The following is a 14,861-nucleotide window of genomic DNA, read 5'->3' as shown; positions in this document are numbered from 1 at the left end:
ACTCGGGCAGACCAGGTCCGCACGTTCGTGCCGAGGTCCATGCCAGCGATATTGGCCACTGCGGCGATCGAGTCGCTGAGGTCCGCTTCCGTCGGAACTGACCTCTTGCGGTTATCATCTGGTCTCGCGTCGTGAGTAGGTCGAAGCCAACCTCAGGGCCGCAGCTAGAAGGCGATGCCCACAACGTCTTCAATGAAGGCCGACGTCTTCTTGACACCGGGCCTGTATTTCGTCGGGTGGCCGCACCGATTACGGAGGTCGAGTCCCTCTTGCAGCGTTCCCCACTCACCCTTGTCGATCAGACCGATTTCGCGGAATGCTAGCAGTTGGACGACATCCTTGATGCCGGAGTAGTCCTCGATCTTGCCGACATGGCGAGCCTTTGGGTCGTGCTTCAGCAGAGCTGCGTTCAACGCGGGCGCCCCCATCCTGAGCGCCTTTTCCTGCAGCTGGCGGATCGCGCCGGACCACAAGAACACGACCGCCGCCCGCACCGCGCCCACTCCATACGCAAGAACGGACTCCTCCAAGTAGCTCCGTACAACCTCGTCGGTGACGCTGGCAACCACCGAGTCCATCATTGAGATGTCGTTCTTGATCTCGATCTCAGCGAAATCCTCGGTGCCCAGCGCGATGCGGACATGTTCGACGCCGGATTCAGTGAGGTGCCAAAGGTTGACCTTCGCAGCGTTCTTCTCGATCGTGCTGACGAAATGACCTGACTTGCCAAGAATATCGGCAACGTTGAATGCTTTGGCCTTTGGTACGCGCGCCGCGACCAAGGCAGCCTTCAACTGTGCGGCCGTGCATCGTTCGACGCCCGTCTTGGTCCGCAGGTAGTACATGGCCGCAAGGCAAACATCTCGACGGCCGCCGCCCAGCACGGGATGGACGAACTCAAGCAGAGTTTGCGCTGCCACGGCTAGGCACCCTTCGGCGTCGCGGGCATCTCGTGCTCGATGTGATTCTCGCCCTGAACGACGACCTTCAGGTCATCCCGCTTCTTCGTGTCGAGCCACCCCTTGGTGCCAGCCTGCTGGAGCGTGTTGACCAGATCGGTCGGTACCGCCCAGCCCGCCACCTTGAAGCAGGTGTAGACCTGATCGACGGTCGTCGGAACGGGGGTCTTCGTCAACCGCGACAGCCAATACACCGACACCAGACACTTCTCCAGGGCCGACGTCGGCTTCTTCGACTCCGAAAACTCCTTGTACGACGGCGTGCCGCCGTTCACTAGGTCGAGGGTCTTGTCTGCTTCGCCTTCGACCCGGACGTCTTCTTCGTCGGCGACTTCTTTACAGGCGCTGGCGCACCATTCACAGGCTCCGTGTCAGCGGAGCCGACGGGTGATTGCAGATCAACCGCGAAGGCGCCGGGATCGGCGTCGGCCTCACTAATCATCCCGGCAGCGACGCCGAATGCATCCATGAGGGCGCGGAACACCTCGGACTGAATGGATTCGGATGAAAACTTCTCTACCACTTCGGCGATCCGCGGCATGCGGTCGAGCAGCTCATCCAGCTCTGTGGTGGACATCAAAGACCTCCTAAAGCACTGCTTGGTTCTGATCATCGCACATGGGCGCCTGGTCTTCGGGGGGAATCCAGCCCAGCGCAGCGAGAACCGGGGCCGCTCCCCGCACTGAGTTACGAGAGTCGGGATCCCGCGGATGCTCCCGGAAGCCTCATTCAGGAGCACCGTGGTCTGAGACGGGCGAGATTCTTCGACCGCCCGCAGGCTTCAGAGCCTGTTGCTGAATGGAGGTCGGCTTGAGCGAGGTGGGGAGAACTGCGCGAGAACTGGCCGATTTCGGGGCCCGAGTGGAGGGCTCCACGAACAGGCGGCGAGGTCTCGCCTCGCTGACCAGGGCGTATTCGGCGGCTCCGACGCCTCAGGGATGAATATCGATTTCATCTTTCAAACGCAACTGGCTCTTCAAGATCGAGATCCAGAGTCAAGTCCCTTCGGACACGAAGCCAAGCGCCCAGCGCCTCCGGATTCGCATGAGCAGTTGACTGGTCATCCTGTGCGTACGACGTACCGCAGAGCCGGCGCCGCAGTCTGATGCGGTGATCGTTGCTCCGGCGACGTACAAACACGATCAACAAGTCGGGCGCAACTACTTGCTGACGCAACTTGCCGAGCTCACCAGGCTGGGTGCGCGCGGATCGTTCGTACTGCCGTTCGTCAATCAGGCGCTCGCCAGCAACCCGGTCTTCAGCAGGGAGTGTCGCGGTGCTGCGCGGGCCAGGCGTTCTGCGGTTCCGGAAGGCTGTGCGGCACATGCTGGTTGTCGATGTACTTCAGGCAATCGTCCACGGACTTCGTCAGTGACACGTTTCCGGAGTCCACGGCGCCTACGATCCGTGCGGCAGCCTCAGCGAAGCGGCCGCCATCGAGTTCGGAGGACTTCCAGCGCCCGAGCAAGAATGACTCCTCCAACGCCTCGGCTTCCTCGATCAGCTGCCTGGCAAGCGTCGGGCGTATGGCGGCGGCAAGGGATGCGATGAGTGCGCGATGGCTGGCCAGCTCGCTACTTCGCCGACAACGTCTTCAAGCGCTCCTCGCCGGCAGGAGTGATGCGCATCTGCTTGGTCTGGAGACTCTTGTTCGCTAGGCCCGACCTGTTGAGGGAACGGTAGTTGGCAGTCATATCGCTGACCGCGATGCCGTCGCCAAGACGGTCAGTAAGCCAAGACAGATCCTTACCGGAGATGCTCGCGACGCCGAGCTCCTTTGCCTTGGCCAACGCCCATAAGACCTTCTCCGTCCGCTTCTTGACCGCGTGGTAACCGATGACGCCTGGCAGCTCACCGTCGATCTCATCAATACCCGCAAAGGCCTCTGGCGTCGAGCTCGGCCTCGTTGATCCGCCACGATTGCCCGATGACCGACTGGCAGTCCGCGACGCACGCAAAGACTCGAACCCCTCCTCCAGGACTTCTTGGGCCTTTCGAGTCACGTAGTACCCGTCGGCGTCATTACCATCGAGCCAGCCGACGCGCACCGCCTCTCCCAGATCCCGGCTGAAGTTCTTCGGCGTTGCTTCGCGAGCTCGCTTAAACAAGCCTTTGATGTCATCCGGCAGCACAGTGTCTGCACCATCGGTAGCGTGGAGGTGCAAAGCCAGAGCGACGATCCGCTCAGGATTGGTCATCGCGCCCGACGAATCCAGAGCGTCCCGCGGGCTTTGTCCGCCGCGGTTCAATTTCGGGCCTTCGGTGAGATGTCCGCGATCACCACCTCCCCGCAGTCCGCCTCCACCTCGCGGGACAGCTGACTGATGCGCCCCTCCGGCGTTCTCGATCAGCGCCATGATCTGGGCCGCTTGCATCACCGTGATGTCGTCGCTGTAGCTGACCTTGCCCGTGAGCGTGATTTTGACCGGGTTCTCATCATCCACTGCTCCAGAGTACATCATGTCGTCATGTGGCACATGTACACATGATGTAGTGGGCTACAACTCGGCTGACAGCCCGATCTCTGACCTCACTACGCGACGTGTGTCTGTACCGATCACAGCTCCTCAAGTCCGGTGATCACCGGCGACCTTCCGATCGCTCGTGGTGCTGCGAGCAAGAAGCCGCCGCCCGCGTCAGGCGCGACGGCAAGAGACGGCGAGGAAGGGCCAAGCGCAACCTCCGGATGAGGCGATTCCCGTGGAACTGGCGGCAGCACCGGAACGAACAGCAGGATGTCGGTCTGGCCGTCCGTGTCGAGGTCAATCTGTCCTCTGACTGGTGACACCGAGAAAGATGTCGCCTCGGCGGCAGTGCGCTGCATATAACTGCTAGCGGGTTATCGGTAGTCCGTCAATGAGCCACCAACTCATCCTGTACCACGACATTACGGTTTGGATCGTGACGTAATCCACCAACGCCTGGACGGACTCGAGCGGTAAAAGCACCTGGTTGAGGTTCCCCGTCCAGTCGACAACAGCTTGCCGTACCCGGGGCGCCCGCGATCGACATGCCTCTGCCACAGCCGCGAGGTGGGCAGCCAGGCCGTCGTACGGGACTAACGCGGTTACACCCGAATCGCGGAGGACTAGAAGATCCTCGAGGATCTGGCCGAAAGACTCGAACCTGACTTCTGGCCCGGCCGGATTTCCCCGGCCGATTATTCCAGCCATCTGGTAGGTCCAAACAGCGTGCTTACCCATCGCTTCAGGTGACACGTGCCCCGATCTCGCGATGACCTCCTCTTGCATCTGAGCAGTTTCGAGCTCTCGGAGCGTATGAAAGGCCGGAGCGGCATAGCGCACGACGGCCTGGCCCGTCAACGCCACCTCCAACTTCCGGAGGACCTGATGCTGGTATCGCTGTCGTTGAAAGCGATAATAGGGTCCGCGCCAGAGGTTCCATTGCTTCGCTCTCGCTCCACACAAGAACTCAGCGCGCTTGAACTGGAGTATGAGACTGAGCGGATATGTCGGGAGTTGGTCGTGCTTCGGAGCCAAACTTGGCCAGTGTTCAGGAACGAGCCTCACTCCCCGAGGACGAGCGGCTCCGAGGACTTGCCAGATTGGATGCTCGAGGCCCGGATCATGCGCAGCGTCGAACCCAGTTAGTTTCTCGAGGACTTGTCCTGGAGAAAAAACAAGCCGGCTTGCGCCAACGCCATGAGCAAGCTCGGCGTTATAGGCAGCCTCATAGGTTTTCTCTTCGAAATCAGCAACCGCCACGAGATCAGCATCGCTGACAGTTCAGCCGAGGTCTAGGCGCTGACGTCGACCGCTATCTCTAATTTCTCAGGTCACTCCCAGCGTTCGCCTGGGCAACCTTGTCCGACACCGAGCCGTCGAGCCACCAAAGACAGCCTAGGTCAAGCCTAACCACCAGACTGATGCCGGTGGTTAGTGACAGTGCAGGCAAGCGCCCGTTCCCTATCCGCCGAACCTGTGGGTAACGAGGGCGGAGTCATAGGGCGTCCCCGCCAGCCGTGGCTTAGTGGGCGCGCACCGCACGTGTCCGAGATGAGGCGACGAGCGAGGCATCTGCGTTGCGCGCGGGGTTACTGCCTGATTCGCATGCCGGAGATGGCTCGGCGATCGATCCCACACAGCTGGCGCCGCATCCTCAATGCGGTCAAGATGCCCGACACCTTCCCTCGAGCGGCGCCACATGAACCTTCATCCGCGGCGTGGAGGCAGCCAGTCGACTACCGTGCGTCCGGTGACGAACGAGTTGAGCCTAAAGGATGAACTGAGGCGCCTTCAGCGACTCGGCAGGCCCCAGCGCGCGGGCTACGAGTTCGAGGACCTGATCGCGGGTCTGTTCCGGCGTGAACACTTCTCAGTCGAGCGGCACGCCCGCGCTGCAGCACCCCGACAGACCGACCTGTTCGTGAAGCGATCTGACGACGTCTATCTGATTGAGACGAAGTACCGAAGCAGACCTGCAACCATAAACGACGTCGACTCTCTGTTCACTCGGCTCGACGCTACTCCATCGGACGTCGTCGGTATCCTCTGCAGTCACGCCGGGTTCTCTAAGTCGGTCGTCAACCGCGTCGAAGAACGCTCAAGTCGGCCAGTCCTGCTCATCAGCGGCAACGAACTCAACGCCGTCGCCGACGGGATCGAGAGCTTTCCTGGGATGCTTCGCCGCAAGCGAGCCAGCCTGCTGACGCACCGCGAAGTCGAGCTCGATCGCGTCCACCACATCCCGACGGAGCGCAGGTCACCGGTCGATCCGCTCCCCGAGTCGGACGAACAATTCGTCTTCTTGGACGGACGACGGACCGACGTCCTCGCGTCCGGGGGCGACTTCGGCCCCTTAATCTTCACGCTCGACCTGATCGACATCGATTGGGTTCCTGCCGGTGGCGTTGGGGTGTCAGCCGATATCGACCTAGACGTCGAGAACGAGCACGAGCTGATATCCGTCATCCATGAACTGACGCACCTCGGCTGGACCACTCCCAAAGCTCGCTGGACGATCCAGCAAGGGACCGTGAACTGGCACGGAGCCGGAACACGATCCTTCGCCGACCAGCTCGTCGCGTGGCGGGAGCGGTATCAGCCCGTGAAATCACTTCACCACACCGAGGAGTTCAGCTACCTCGATGTCTGCGACGGCGGGCTCTACACTCTCACCGGCTCGGTATCGGCGTCGGAGCACCGCCGGGTCGGCCACACAAACATCTCGTTCCAGCAGTCCGGGATTCCGCTCGACACCTCACCGCTGAGGCACCTGTGCGACACATTCGACGTCCGCTCGCCAGTCTACTTCCGTCCAAAGGACGACAGAGCGATCACCACCATTCACTCCGACGGGCCGCCGCGGAAGATCGTCAAACCGATAGCGTTTGTCGTCAAACCCTCCGACCCGAACGACCCAGCTGAAGAGGACTGGGTCGCCGGCATCGTGATCAAGCACCCGGGACACTTGCGATCCCCCGCCCAGCGGAACACTTGGCTGGACGGGAACGTATCAGGGAGCGAGTACCTCATCTGTCACCTCCGCTCGTGGCATCCATGGGGTCATCCGGTTAAGGCATACAGGCTTTGGCACGCCCAGTCGACTTGGACATCAGACGCACAGATCGTTCGCCCAGTGGCCGATTGGGACGACAAGCGCACCCGTAACGGACACTCGCGAGGACAAAATGCCCAGACGAGCCGTCCGCAGCAGAGTCCGTGAACTGGCCGCTAGCCCGACAATCATCTGCGTGTGACGTATACAGACACACGCCCACATTGGCCCAGCAGTAGCGGGCCGGGTCTCTTTACCGCACAAACCACCGTCACAGACCCGTGAATCACCTGTTGGTGCGCAGGCGCGTCAGCGCGTCGGGCTTTGCCCGACACGTTTGTTTGGTGGCTGCAGCTAGGCGACGGGGTCGAGTTGGACGGTGTGTCCAAGTCTCTCGAGTTGCGCGACGAGCCGGCGGGTGTGGGCTTCGTCGTTGCGGCGAGCGAGCCAGTCCGCGCCGAGATCGCGGTAGGGCTCGTCCTTGCTGAGCATGTGGAACGCGGCGACGAGGATGGAGTGCGCAACGGCGATCTGGGCTCGCCCGGCACCACGGCGTTTGGCAAGCCGGGCGTGCTGCGCGGCGAGATAGTTCTTGCCATGCATGCGCGCGACCGAGCCGGCTGCCTCGACGAGCATCGCGGTCAGCCACTTGTTCCCGTGCCGCTTCCCGGTCGGGGTGCGCTTGCCGGCCGACTCATAGACCCCGGGCGCGACCCCCGCCCAAGCAGCAAGCCTGGCAGCCGATCCGAACCTCGACATGTCCGCGCCTGTCTCGGCGACGATCACCTGCGCGACCTTCTCCCCGACCCCTGGGATGGTCTGCAGCAACTCGATCTCGTGCGCCCACGGCAGACACTGAACCCGGATCGCCTCATCAAGATCGGCCAGGGCGTGCTCGACCAGCTCGAGCCGATCCAGGATCGCGGCGGCCATCCGGGCGTGGTGGTCGTCGAAGTGGCCCTCGAGTGCTTGGGCGAGATCGGGGATCTTCGAGCGCATCTTGCCCTTGGCCATCTCAGCCAGCACCCGCGCGTCGCGCTCACCGTCGATCATCGCGCGCAGCATCAGCCGCGCAGACACCGTGGTCACCGACCACGCGACCGCCGACAACTTGATCGACGCGTCCTCCAACATCAACTCCAAACGGACCGCCTCGCGGGTCCGGTCGCCCATCAGCTGCACCCGGTATCGAGTCAGCATCCGCAACCGCCGGATCGGAGGTGGTGGAACGAACGAAGGCGACAGCAATCCGTGTTCGAGCAGCTGGGCGATCCACTCCGCATCACGCACGTCGGTCTTGCGGCCCGGCATCGCCTTCATGTGCGCGGCGTTCAGCAACCACACCTCCATCAGCTCCTCCAGGCAATAGAACGGCGGCTTCCAATACGTCGACGTCGACTCCATCTCCGCGACCGTCACGCCGTTGTCGACCAACCAGTCCCGCATCACCTGCGCTGACCCGGTCGTGGTCTTGAACGTCCGCGTCACCGACGAACGACTCCCATGCCGCTTCCCCGGGATCCGCACGCAGACCGTGACCGACGCCTTGCCGACATCCAAGCCGGCCACTCGCTCGAACAGAACCTCCATCGAGGACACCTCCGATCAGCCTGGCCGCGACGCCCGCGGCCGCGCCGTCCGGAGGGCCTTCTGCCAGGACACAGACCCACGTGCTCGCAGCAACAATCCACCGGCACCCGAAGACCCCGCGCCTTACACATCTGCGGGCTCGCCCGCACCAGTGTGCCGCGACGTCGCCGGACGGCAGCCACGATTCTCATCCACCGCCGCAGCGACGAAGTCGCAAGCCGTTACACATCTGGCATTCGAGGCGTGTCAGCAAACCGCAACGCGTATTTCGAACCCGTGCGCGAGCCGCGCGTTGAGTGGTTATGGACGATCTACCACCCCCGTTTAGACACGATCTGAGCGCGCGCCAACACGTGTGTGAGCACTGCGGCGACACCTACATCGCGGCCAGATCCGACCAGCGCTTCTGCTCGGATCGCTGCCGCCTCCGCCACTGGCGAAGCCACCGGCGGGTCCGCTCGGCAGAGGCAATCGGGGCCGAACACGTCGCTGTGCTCCTCGCCGAAGTCGACCGATTGCAGCATCAGGTCACCGAGCTCCAACAAGCCAACGCGACGCTCCGGGAGGCACTTTCCCGCGCGCAGAAGCGCTTGGTCACCGCGATGCCGTGGCCTCGGCGGCCGTACGGATCTTGGAGATGAGATGGCCCAGTGCGGCCGAGCCACGAGCACTGATTCCGTCCTGACTCTGAGCGTGACGCAGTTCGGGTTCAGCCGGATACTGCGAGCGCGTGGAGCACCAGTTGTCGCGACGCGCGCCGGTTCGGATGCAGCGTCGGAGCGACCGGTGGCGGCAGACTTGGTGTGGCTCGGCACGTTCGCAGCACAGGGCGGCATACACGCCACCGCCCCGGCGGCACGATCAGTGGAGGTAGGCGACGGGAATGGCGCAACCTACCGACCCGTGGACGACATTCGACTACGCCGTTGTCGACGTGGAAGGTAACGGACAGCGGCCACCGGATCTTGTTGAGATCTCGATTGTCGCGGTCACAGGCGGCTCGATCGGCCAACCGAGGAGCTGGTTGGTTCGACCGCCTCGACCGATCACTGCGATGGTGCGACGGTTCCACAAGATCTCCGACGACCAGGTCGTAGACGCTCCGGTTGTTGCAGACATCGAAGCCGAACTGCGCGAGGCGCTGAGCGACAAGGTGTTCGTCGCCCACAACGCCGGCGTCGATCTCGGGGTGCTCGGCCGTGAGCTGCTGGGCTTCCGACCTGTGCGCGTTGTGGACACTCTCAAGCTCGCTCGACGGCTGCTTCCGGGCCGCGGCTCGTACCAGCTCGGTGGGCTTGTCGAAGCGTTTGGGCTAGCCAGAGGCCTTCCGACTGACCTGGTGCCGCACCGCGCGACCTACGACGCGCTCGTCTGCGCACGGCTGCTCTCTCATCTCGCGACGCCTCCGGGACGCGAGCCACTTGCACTCTCCGAACTGCTGGATGCCACAGTCAGCAAGGCCGCAACACGCCAGGCGGCGGATGACGCAGCAGCGACCCTCTTCTGAGCCGCGACAACCGCTACTTGTAGCGGTGCCACAGTTCGTTGGCGCCCGATCTGAGAGTCGCCAGACGGTGCGCGTGGACCTTCGCGATGTCGGGGCGGTTGCGGAGGTCGGTGATGACGCTGGTGACTAGGACCAGTTCTCGGATGCGGCGGAGGGTTGGCCAGGCGGGGAGAGTGGTGACGTCTAGTCCGTAGGTGGTGGCTAGGGCTTCGTGGTCTTGGGTGGCGCCGAAGCGGAGGGCGCTGACGGCGGCCACCACTAGGTCGTAGGCGAGCGGGCCGGTGCTGGTGCCGTCGAAGTCGCAGAGGACGAAGCGGCCGGTGGGCTCTCGCAGCAGGTTGCCGATGTAGGCGTCGCCGTGGAGTAGGCCCATCTGGAGGTCAGGCATGAGGGCGCGGTAGTCGGCTTCGATTTTGGCCCACTGCTTGGTGAGCCAGGAGTGGTCGTCGGAGGTGAGGCCGTCGGCCATGGCGAGGCGGCTGCGGGCACTGCTGAACGGGTCCCAGGGCTTGAGGCTGGGCATCGGTTCGAGCTTGTGCCAGCCGAGCAGTGGAGCTGCCAGTTCGGCGCCGGTCCATGCTGGGTTGCTGCTTTCGAGGAGGTTCCAGATCGTGGCTGAGTAGTTCTCGAACAGGACGGGCTGGATCAGACCAGGCGCGAGCCGTACAGCGGGTGCGTCGTGGCGTTCCAGCCAGGTGGCGATTCGGGCGACGTGGTCGGCGCGTTGGCTAGCGAGGTCGCCGGCTCCGAATCTGACGACAACGCCTTGGCTGGGGAGGCGGTAGACGGCGTTGTTCGTGTACTTGATGAGTTCGGCTTCGTCCGGGAGTAGGCCGGCTTCTTGGCAGATGCCCTTGAGGGCGTGTTTGAGCCGCTGGTCGAGCTCTGGGGACAGGTTGGTCATGCGGTGAGAGCCTTCGGCGCGGTTGTGCGAACGGATTCAAGCTGATGTAGCAGGTCCACAGCATCCGATTTGTCGGTGTGTTGTGAGGCCGCAGTACCGATCTCGGCGAGGCGGCTCATACCGCGGCCGCTGCGGAGATGTTGCGCTTCGCTGATCACCTCTCGAGCGACGTCGACGCCGGAATCCAGCTCGTTGGTACGCAGCAGGTTCGTCGACAAGATGATCCGATCGAAGGTCCGGCTTCGGCGCGATCTGTCGGGGCCGGATTCGGTGATTGCTTGCTGTGCGAACGCGACAGCGCGTACGGCGTACTCGCGGGCTTGCGCGTCGTCTTTCGCGTAGCCCGACAGCGAGTTGTACACCAGCGCCTGATGCCCTGTGTAGTCCCCAGGAGTGAAGTACAGCGTGGTCCATGGAGACACTCGACGCTTGTCGGCACGGCCCATCTCGTGTTCTGCGCGGGCGAGAGCCTCGACGACGTGATCGTGCTTGCCGAGCATCGCGTAGGCCAGGGCTTCGTTGGCGTGCAGTCTGGCGACTTCGGCCGGATCGCCTGCGTCCTGCGCGGCGAGTTGGCCAAGTTGCAGCATCTTCAAGGCCTCCACAGGCTGGGCTTCTTGCATGCTCACACGGCCGAGGCGGTACAGGATCGATGCTGCCAGCGAGGGCTCGTCGGCGTCCTTCGCGAGCACGAGTGCGTTCATCAGGAAGCGTCGAGCTGCGGCTTGATCGCCAATGTCGTGGAACGACCAGCCCAACATGCTGCTGAAGTCGGCCAGGGAGACCTTGAGGTCCCGGTGTGTGCGCTGATCGGCGGTGGAGTGGATCATCCGCCGCGCGTAGCCGTAGAAACCACGGGCAGCGTCGACCGCTGCTCCCCCGCCGTAGCGTTGATCGAGTTTCCGGAATTCGGCGGTCATCAACACGACCTGTTCCACGTCGGTCTCGGAGATCGCCGACGGCACAGAAGCTACACCGCTGGGTACGTCGGGCAGCCATTTTCGAGCCTGCTCATTGACCGAACCGAACGCCACGCTCGCCACAGCGCCGGCGAAGTTCCTGCGATCGTCGCTGGTCAGTTCGCGCGATTCTTCGCTCTCTCCACGGCCAGATGAGCTGTATGCGAGCCCCATCCGTCCGCGCGGAATCTCGAACGCGTCGGCTATCCGTTCAAGGACGTCGTACGCCTTGACGTGGCGGCCGTTGAGGATCTCGGAGACCTCGCCCTGGGACTGACATGTGCGGGCACCGATCTGGGTCTGGCTCCAGCCGTGCCGCTGCAACCAGCGGAAGATGCCTGCCACGTCACGCGACGCCAGGACAGGACGCAGCTCCGGCTGATCCCACCAGGAGGACTTGAGCACCGGCTGCGTTGCCGTCATCGTCACTCCTTGTCCCTAGGCGGCTCTGTGAAGTTAGCCCGAGCGCATCCGGCGCGTCTATCGGCCCCGCCGATAGGTCGGCTCGATGAGCACTGCCTGTAGTGGTGGCCACCCTCGCAGCGCAATGGTGTGGATACAGAGCGTTACAACAACGATAAGGACGCCCACCATGACGACGCCACTGTTCATCGTGATCTGCCTGACTGCGGGCCTGACTGTCGCAATGATCACGGACCTGGTGCGAGACCTGTCCGGCCGCAACGAATGACACGGCGGTCAGACAGATGACTAGCACTCGTCCAGGTACGAATCACTACGAGCGGGGCGACGCCATGCGGGCGTACGGCTACATCCGGAAGCACTTCCTTATGGCAGAGATCGAGTTGGCTAACGCTCGGAAGCTGATTGTCGACGCCGCTCAGGCCCACGGTGCGGAGCTTGTGGCGATTCACGTCGAGGAGATCGAGACATCGCCCGAGGCCTTCCACGATCTACTCGCAGTCGTGATGCAGGAAGTGCAGCGAATGATCATCACGCCTGACCTGCAGCACCTCGAGGTGGCCGGCGACCCGTCCTCCGTACGACAGCGACTTGAGTCCAACGGCATCACGATCGTGGTCGCCGACTAGGCACCTCGACCCGAAAGGAACGAGTGGTGCACATGCCGGCTACGCCAGCCCTCGGGTTCGTCTCCATGTCCTTCGTGCGCAATACCGGCGAGCTCCTTGCGATCCGTCGGCAGTTGAAGGCGTTCGCGACCGAGCACGGGCTACAGCTCACCAAGGTGTACGTCGAAGAGCCCTGGCCGCCCAGTGCGGCCTTCGACCTTCTCGAATCGCTTCTGGAGTCCGACGGGCAGCCGCTCATCGTTCCAACGCTGCACCACCTCGCCGCAATCGGGCACCCACTGAAGATCAGAGACCATCTCCGCCGCTGCACCCACGAGGTCCTGATCGCCACCAAGCCGGCGGTGCGGACGTGCTGAGGGGACATCTCTCGTTCTCCTCAAGTCCCCTGCACCCCGCGTCCGTTCCGCCGCTCCACCGGGAGCGCCCCTGATCCACCTCACTGAGTCGGGTGGCGTTCCTGCCTCGAAAGCTGCGTCCGCTCGGCGCCCCCTGCGCCTGAGCGGACGCAGCGCGGTGCACAGTCGAGCGCAGGGACCCACGGCAACCTTTCGCCTGATCCGCATGACCCGGCCAGCGCGAGAGGCGGTGCGGTCTTCGACGCTCCAGAGCATGGCGACACGATCAGTGTCACAGCATGACGGATTGGCGCGTGCTCCACCTGTTCATCTGCGGCGCTGGGCCTGCCGAGCGAGTTCACGCCTGGATCAGCCTGGCCCATGATGCTGGATGGGACGTCGAGTGCATCGCGCCGGCAGCGCGGTCGAACACTTGAGTGGTCAGCCTGTTCGAACCACGTATCGAAGGTCCGGAAGCACGCCCGCTCCGCAGTCTGATGCGGTGATCGTCGCTCCCGCGACCTACAACACGATCAACAAGTGGGGCTGGGATCGCCGACAAGTACGTTCTGAAGCAGCTCACCGAGCTCACAGGAGTAGGAGTACAGCTCGTCGTACTCCCGTTCGTCAACCAGGCGCAAGTCAACAGTCCGGCCTTCGGCAGGACCGTCGCGGCGCTGCGTGACGTAGGCGTTCGGGTTCTGTTCGGTCAGGTGAGTTCGAGCCGCGTCCGACTTGGACCGGATGGGCGGCGGCGTAGCCCGCGTCGCCAATCGATCACACTCCCCCAGCATCAAGCTCCAGCGGGTCGTCGAACGACGGTCTCACATCGCCGCCGGCCCGGCATCGAGCAAGTCTGTGAGCTTGCCACCGGGCTCGCATCGACTGGCCCGACAGCATCTGTCCGACGTTGACGCGATCAAGCTACGCCCCACTTAGACATCGCGACCGAGAAAGCTGTCAACGGCAGGCGCTAACGCAGCGGCTATCCGATCGTCGCCGCAATGCCTCCCAGACAGTGAACTCGACACGGGCCACCTGCTCGACTCCACAGAGAGCACGTGCGTCCATCACCGATGGCGGACAGCCCAAAGACCAGTCGCTGCGGTCGGCCTCAAGCACGCACGCAGCCCTGACGTTCCGCTCCCTACCACCAATCTCAGCCCCACGCGGGGTGCTCCCTGCGGAGACGAATCCAAGGGTCCCGACGAGGCCCGAGGCATGCGGCCGTGTCTACGAAAGGTCCCCCGAACGCCGCAACCCGCCGATGTGTCCCATGTCACAAAGGGCACGAGCCGTAGGCGCGGCACCGACCACATTGGCGCACGCCGGCTACAGAGAGTTCCAGCGGACGCGGCTTGAACACGCAAAGCAACTCATCGCGGTCGACGACCCTCGCTCCGCGCCTCAGCCGCTCGGCGTCGACCGCGCCACCCAGCCTCCGCATGAGTAGCCGAGTTGATCCGATCCCATTACACCCATCCTCGCGCAGACACATCCCGCACCGTTCCACCTCCCCGCTCTGCACTGTTCCGCTGCGCTCTTTCCAGCTCGGTTTCCGCCACGCCGGTACCGCTACGTTCCGGTGCTCTGGTCCGCGCCGTTCCGGTGCACCAGTACCGCTCTTCTGCGCCGCTCTAGTCCCGACCGGACCGGTGCACGAGTACCGCTCTGGTCCCGCACCGTCTCGTCCCACCTCGTTCCGGCTTCCGGTCCGCTGCTCCGGACCGTCCTGTCCGGTCGTCCTGTCCTGCTCGGCGCCCCGTCCTGCCGGTCCCCGTCCCATGCGTCCCGTCCTGTCCGGTCAGCCTGTCTGGTCGTCCTGTCCGGTCCCGCCCGTCCTGTCCTGCCCGTCCTGTCCGCCATCCTGTCCTATCCCGCCCGTCCTGTCCGGTCCCGCCCCAGTCCGCCCTCGTCCCGTCCTGTCCCGCCCGTCCTGTCCGCCATCCTGTCCGGTCCCGCCCGAGTCCGCCCTCGTCCCGTCCCGCCCCAGTCCGCCCTCGTCCCGCCCTGGCCGGTCCCGCCCGTCCGGTCCCGG

At 63.8% G+C, this 14,861-nt stretch carries 13 protein-coding genes; 4 read left to right on the top strand and 9 right to left on the bottom strand.

Annotation, left to right across the window (positions count from 1 at the left end):
• Positions 1-164: 164 nt before the first annotated feature.
• The 5 genes from ACWF0M_RS31720 to ACWF0M_RS31700 all read right to left on the bottom strand — a co-directional run bounded on the left by ACWF0M_RS31720 (position 165) and on the right by ACWF0M_RS31700 (position 3,403).
• A complete protein-coding gene (locus ACWF0M_RS31720; protein WP_452239411.1) occupies positions 165-920 on the bottom strand; it encodes a hypothetical protein in 756 nt (251 codons plus the stop codon).
• Positions 921-922: 2 nt separating this feature from the next.
• A complete protein-coding gene (locus ACWF0M_RS31715; RefSeq protein WP_452239410.1) occupies positions 923-1,234 on the bottom strand; it encodes a hypothetical protein in 312 nt (103 codons plus the stop codon).
• Positions 1,234-1,536, bottom strand: coding sequence for a hypothetical protein (locus ACWF0M_RS31710; protein ID WP_452239409.1), 303 nt, complete (start codon positions 1,534-1,536; stop codon positions 1,234-1,236). The genes ACWF0M_RS31715 and ACWF0M_RS31710 overlap by 1 nt, the downstream gene beginning before the upstream one ends.
• A 681-nt stretch (positions 1,537-2,217) precedes the next feature.
• On the bottom strand, positions 2,218-2,442 hold the full coding sequence (locus tag ACWF0M_RS31705; RefSeq protein ID WP_452239408.1) for a hypothetical protein: 225 nt from the start codon (positions 2,440-2,442) through the stop codon (positions 2,218-2,220).
• A 91-nt stretch (positions 2,443-2,533) separates the two neighbouring features.
• Positions 2,534-3,403 (bottom strand): hypothetical protein, encoded by an 870-nt coding sequence (locus tag ACWF0M_RS31700; protein ID WP_452239407.1) that lies wholly within the window; start codon positions 3,401-3,403, stop codon positions 2,534-2,536.
• Positions 3,404-5,174: 1,771 nt separating this feature from the next.
• Between ACWF0M_RS31700 and ACWF0M_RS31695 the strand changes: the two genes are divergently transcribed.
• Positions 5,175-6,644: a restriction endonuclease gene (locus ACWF0M_RS31695; protein WP_452239406.1), complete on the top strand. Its 1,470-nt coding sequence runs from the start codon at positions 5,175-5,177 to the stop codon at positions 6,642-6,644.
• 186 nt (positions 6,645-6,830) lie between these two features.
• On the opposite strand, the gene ACWF0M_RS31690 is transcribed toward ACWF0M_RS31695, so the two are convergent.
• A complete protein-coding gene (locus ACWF0M_RS31690; protein ID WP_452239405.1) occupies positions 6,831-8,066 on the bottom strand; it encodes an IS110 family transposase in 1,236 nt (411 codons plus the stop codon).
• Between the two features lie 883 nt (positions 8,067-8,949).
• On the opposite strand from ACWF0M_RS31690, the gene ACWF0M_RS31685 reads away from it, so the two are divergent.
• A complete protein-coding gene (locus ACWF0M_RS31685; protein WP_452239404.1) occupies positions 8,950-9,573 on the top strand; it encodes a 3'-5' exonuclease in 624 nt (207 codons plus the stop codon).
• A gap of 13 nt (positions 9,574-9,586) precedes the next feature.
• Here the strand turns inward: ACWF0M_RS31685 and ACWF0M_RS31680 are convergent, their stop codons facing one another.
• Both ACWF0M_RS31680 and ACWF0M_RS31675 read right to left on the bottom strand, forming a co-directional pair.
• The gene (locus ACWF0M_RS31680) at positions 9,587-10,477 is read right to left on the bottom strand and encodes a phosphotransferase (RefSeq protein WP_452239403.1); all 891 of its coding nucleotides are present in this window, start codon (positions 10,475-10,477) and stop codon (positions 9,587-9,589) included.
• Positions 10,474-11,859: a helix-turn-helix domain-containing protein gene (locus ACWF0M_RS31675; protein WP_452239402.1), complete on the bottom strand. Its 1,386-nt coding sequence runs from the start codon at positions 11,857-11,859 to the stop codon at positions 10,474-10,476. Before ACWF0M_RS31675 ends, ACWF0M_RS31680 begins: the two co-directional genes overlap by 4 nt.
• A 284-nt stretch (positions 11,860-12,143) precedes the next feature.
• Here ACWF0M_RS31675 and ACWF0M_RS31670 point away from each other — a divergent pair, with 284 nt between their 5' ends.
• Both ACWF0M_RS31670 and ACWF0M_RS31665 read left to right on the top strand, forming a co-directional pair.
• Positions 12,144-12,488 carry a hypothetical protein gene (locus tag ACWF0M_RS31670; RefSeq protein WP_452239401.1) on the top strand — a complete coding sequence of 115 codons (345 nt, stop codon included), beginning with the start codon at positions 12,144-12,146 and terminating at the stop codon, positions 12,486-12,488.
• Positions 12,489-12,520: 32 nt separating this feature from the next.
• Complete coding sequence (locus ACWF0M_RS31665; protein WP_452239400.1) at positions 12,521-12,844, top strand: hypothetical protein; 324 nt, start codon at positions 12,521-12,523, stop codon at positions 12,842-12,844.
• A 512-nt stretch (positions 12,845-13,356) separates the two neighbouring features.
• Here the strand turns inward: ACWF0M_RS31665 and ACWF0M_RS31660 are convergent.
• A complete protein-coding gene (locus ACWF0M_RS31660) occupies positions 13,357-13,596 on the bottom strand; it encodes a hypothetical protein (RefSeq protein ID WP_452239399.1) in 240 nt (79 codons plus the stop codon).
• Between the last annotated feature and the right edge of the window lie 1,265 nt (positions 13,597-14,861).

It is taken from the genome of Kribbella sp. NPDC055110 (assembly GCF_053607525.1).
Note: the sequence above shows the minus strand (reverse complement) of the source record. Positions and strands in the feature narration are given on the sequence as shown.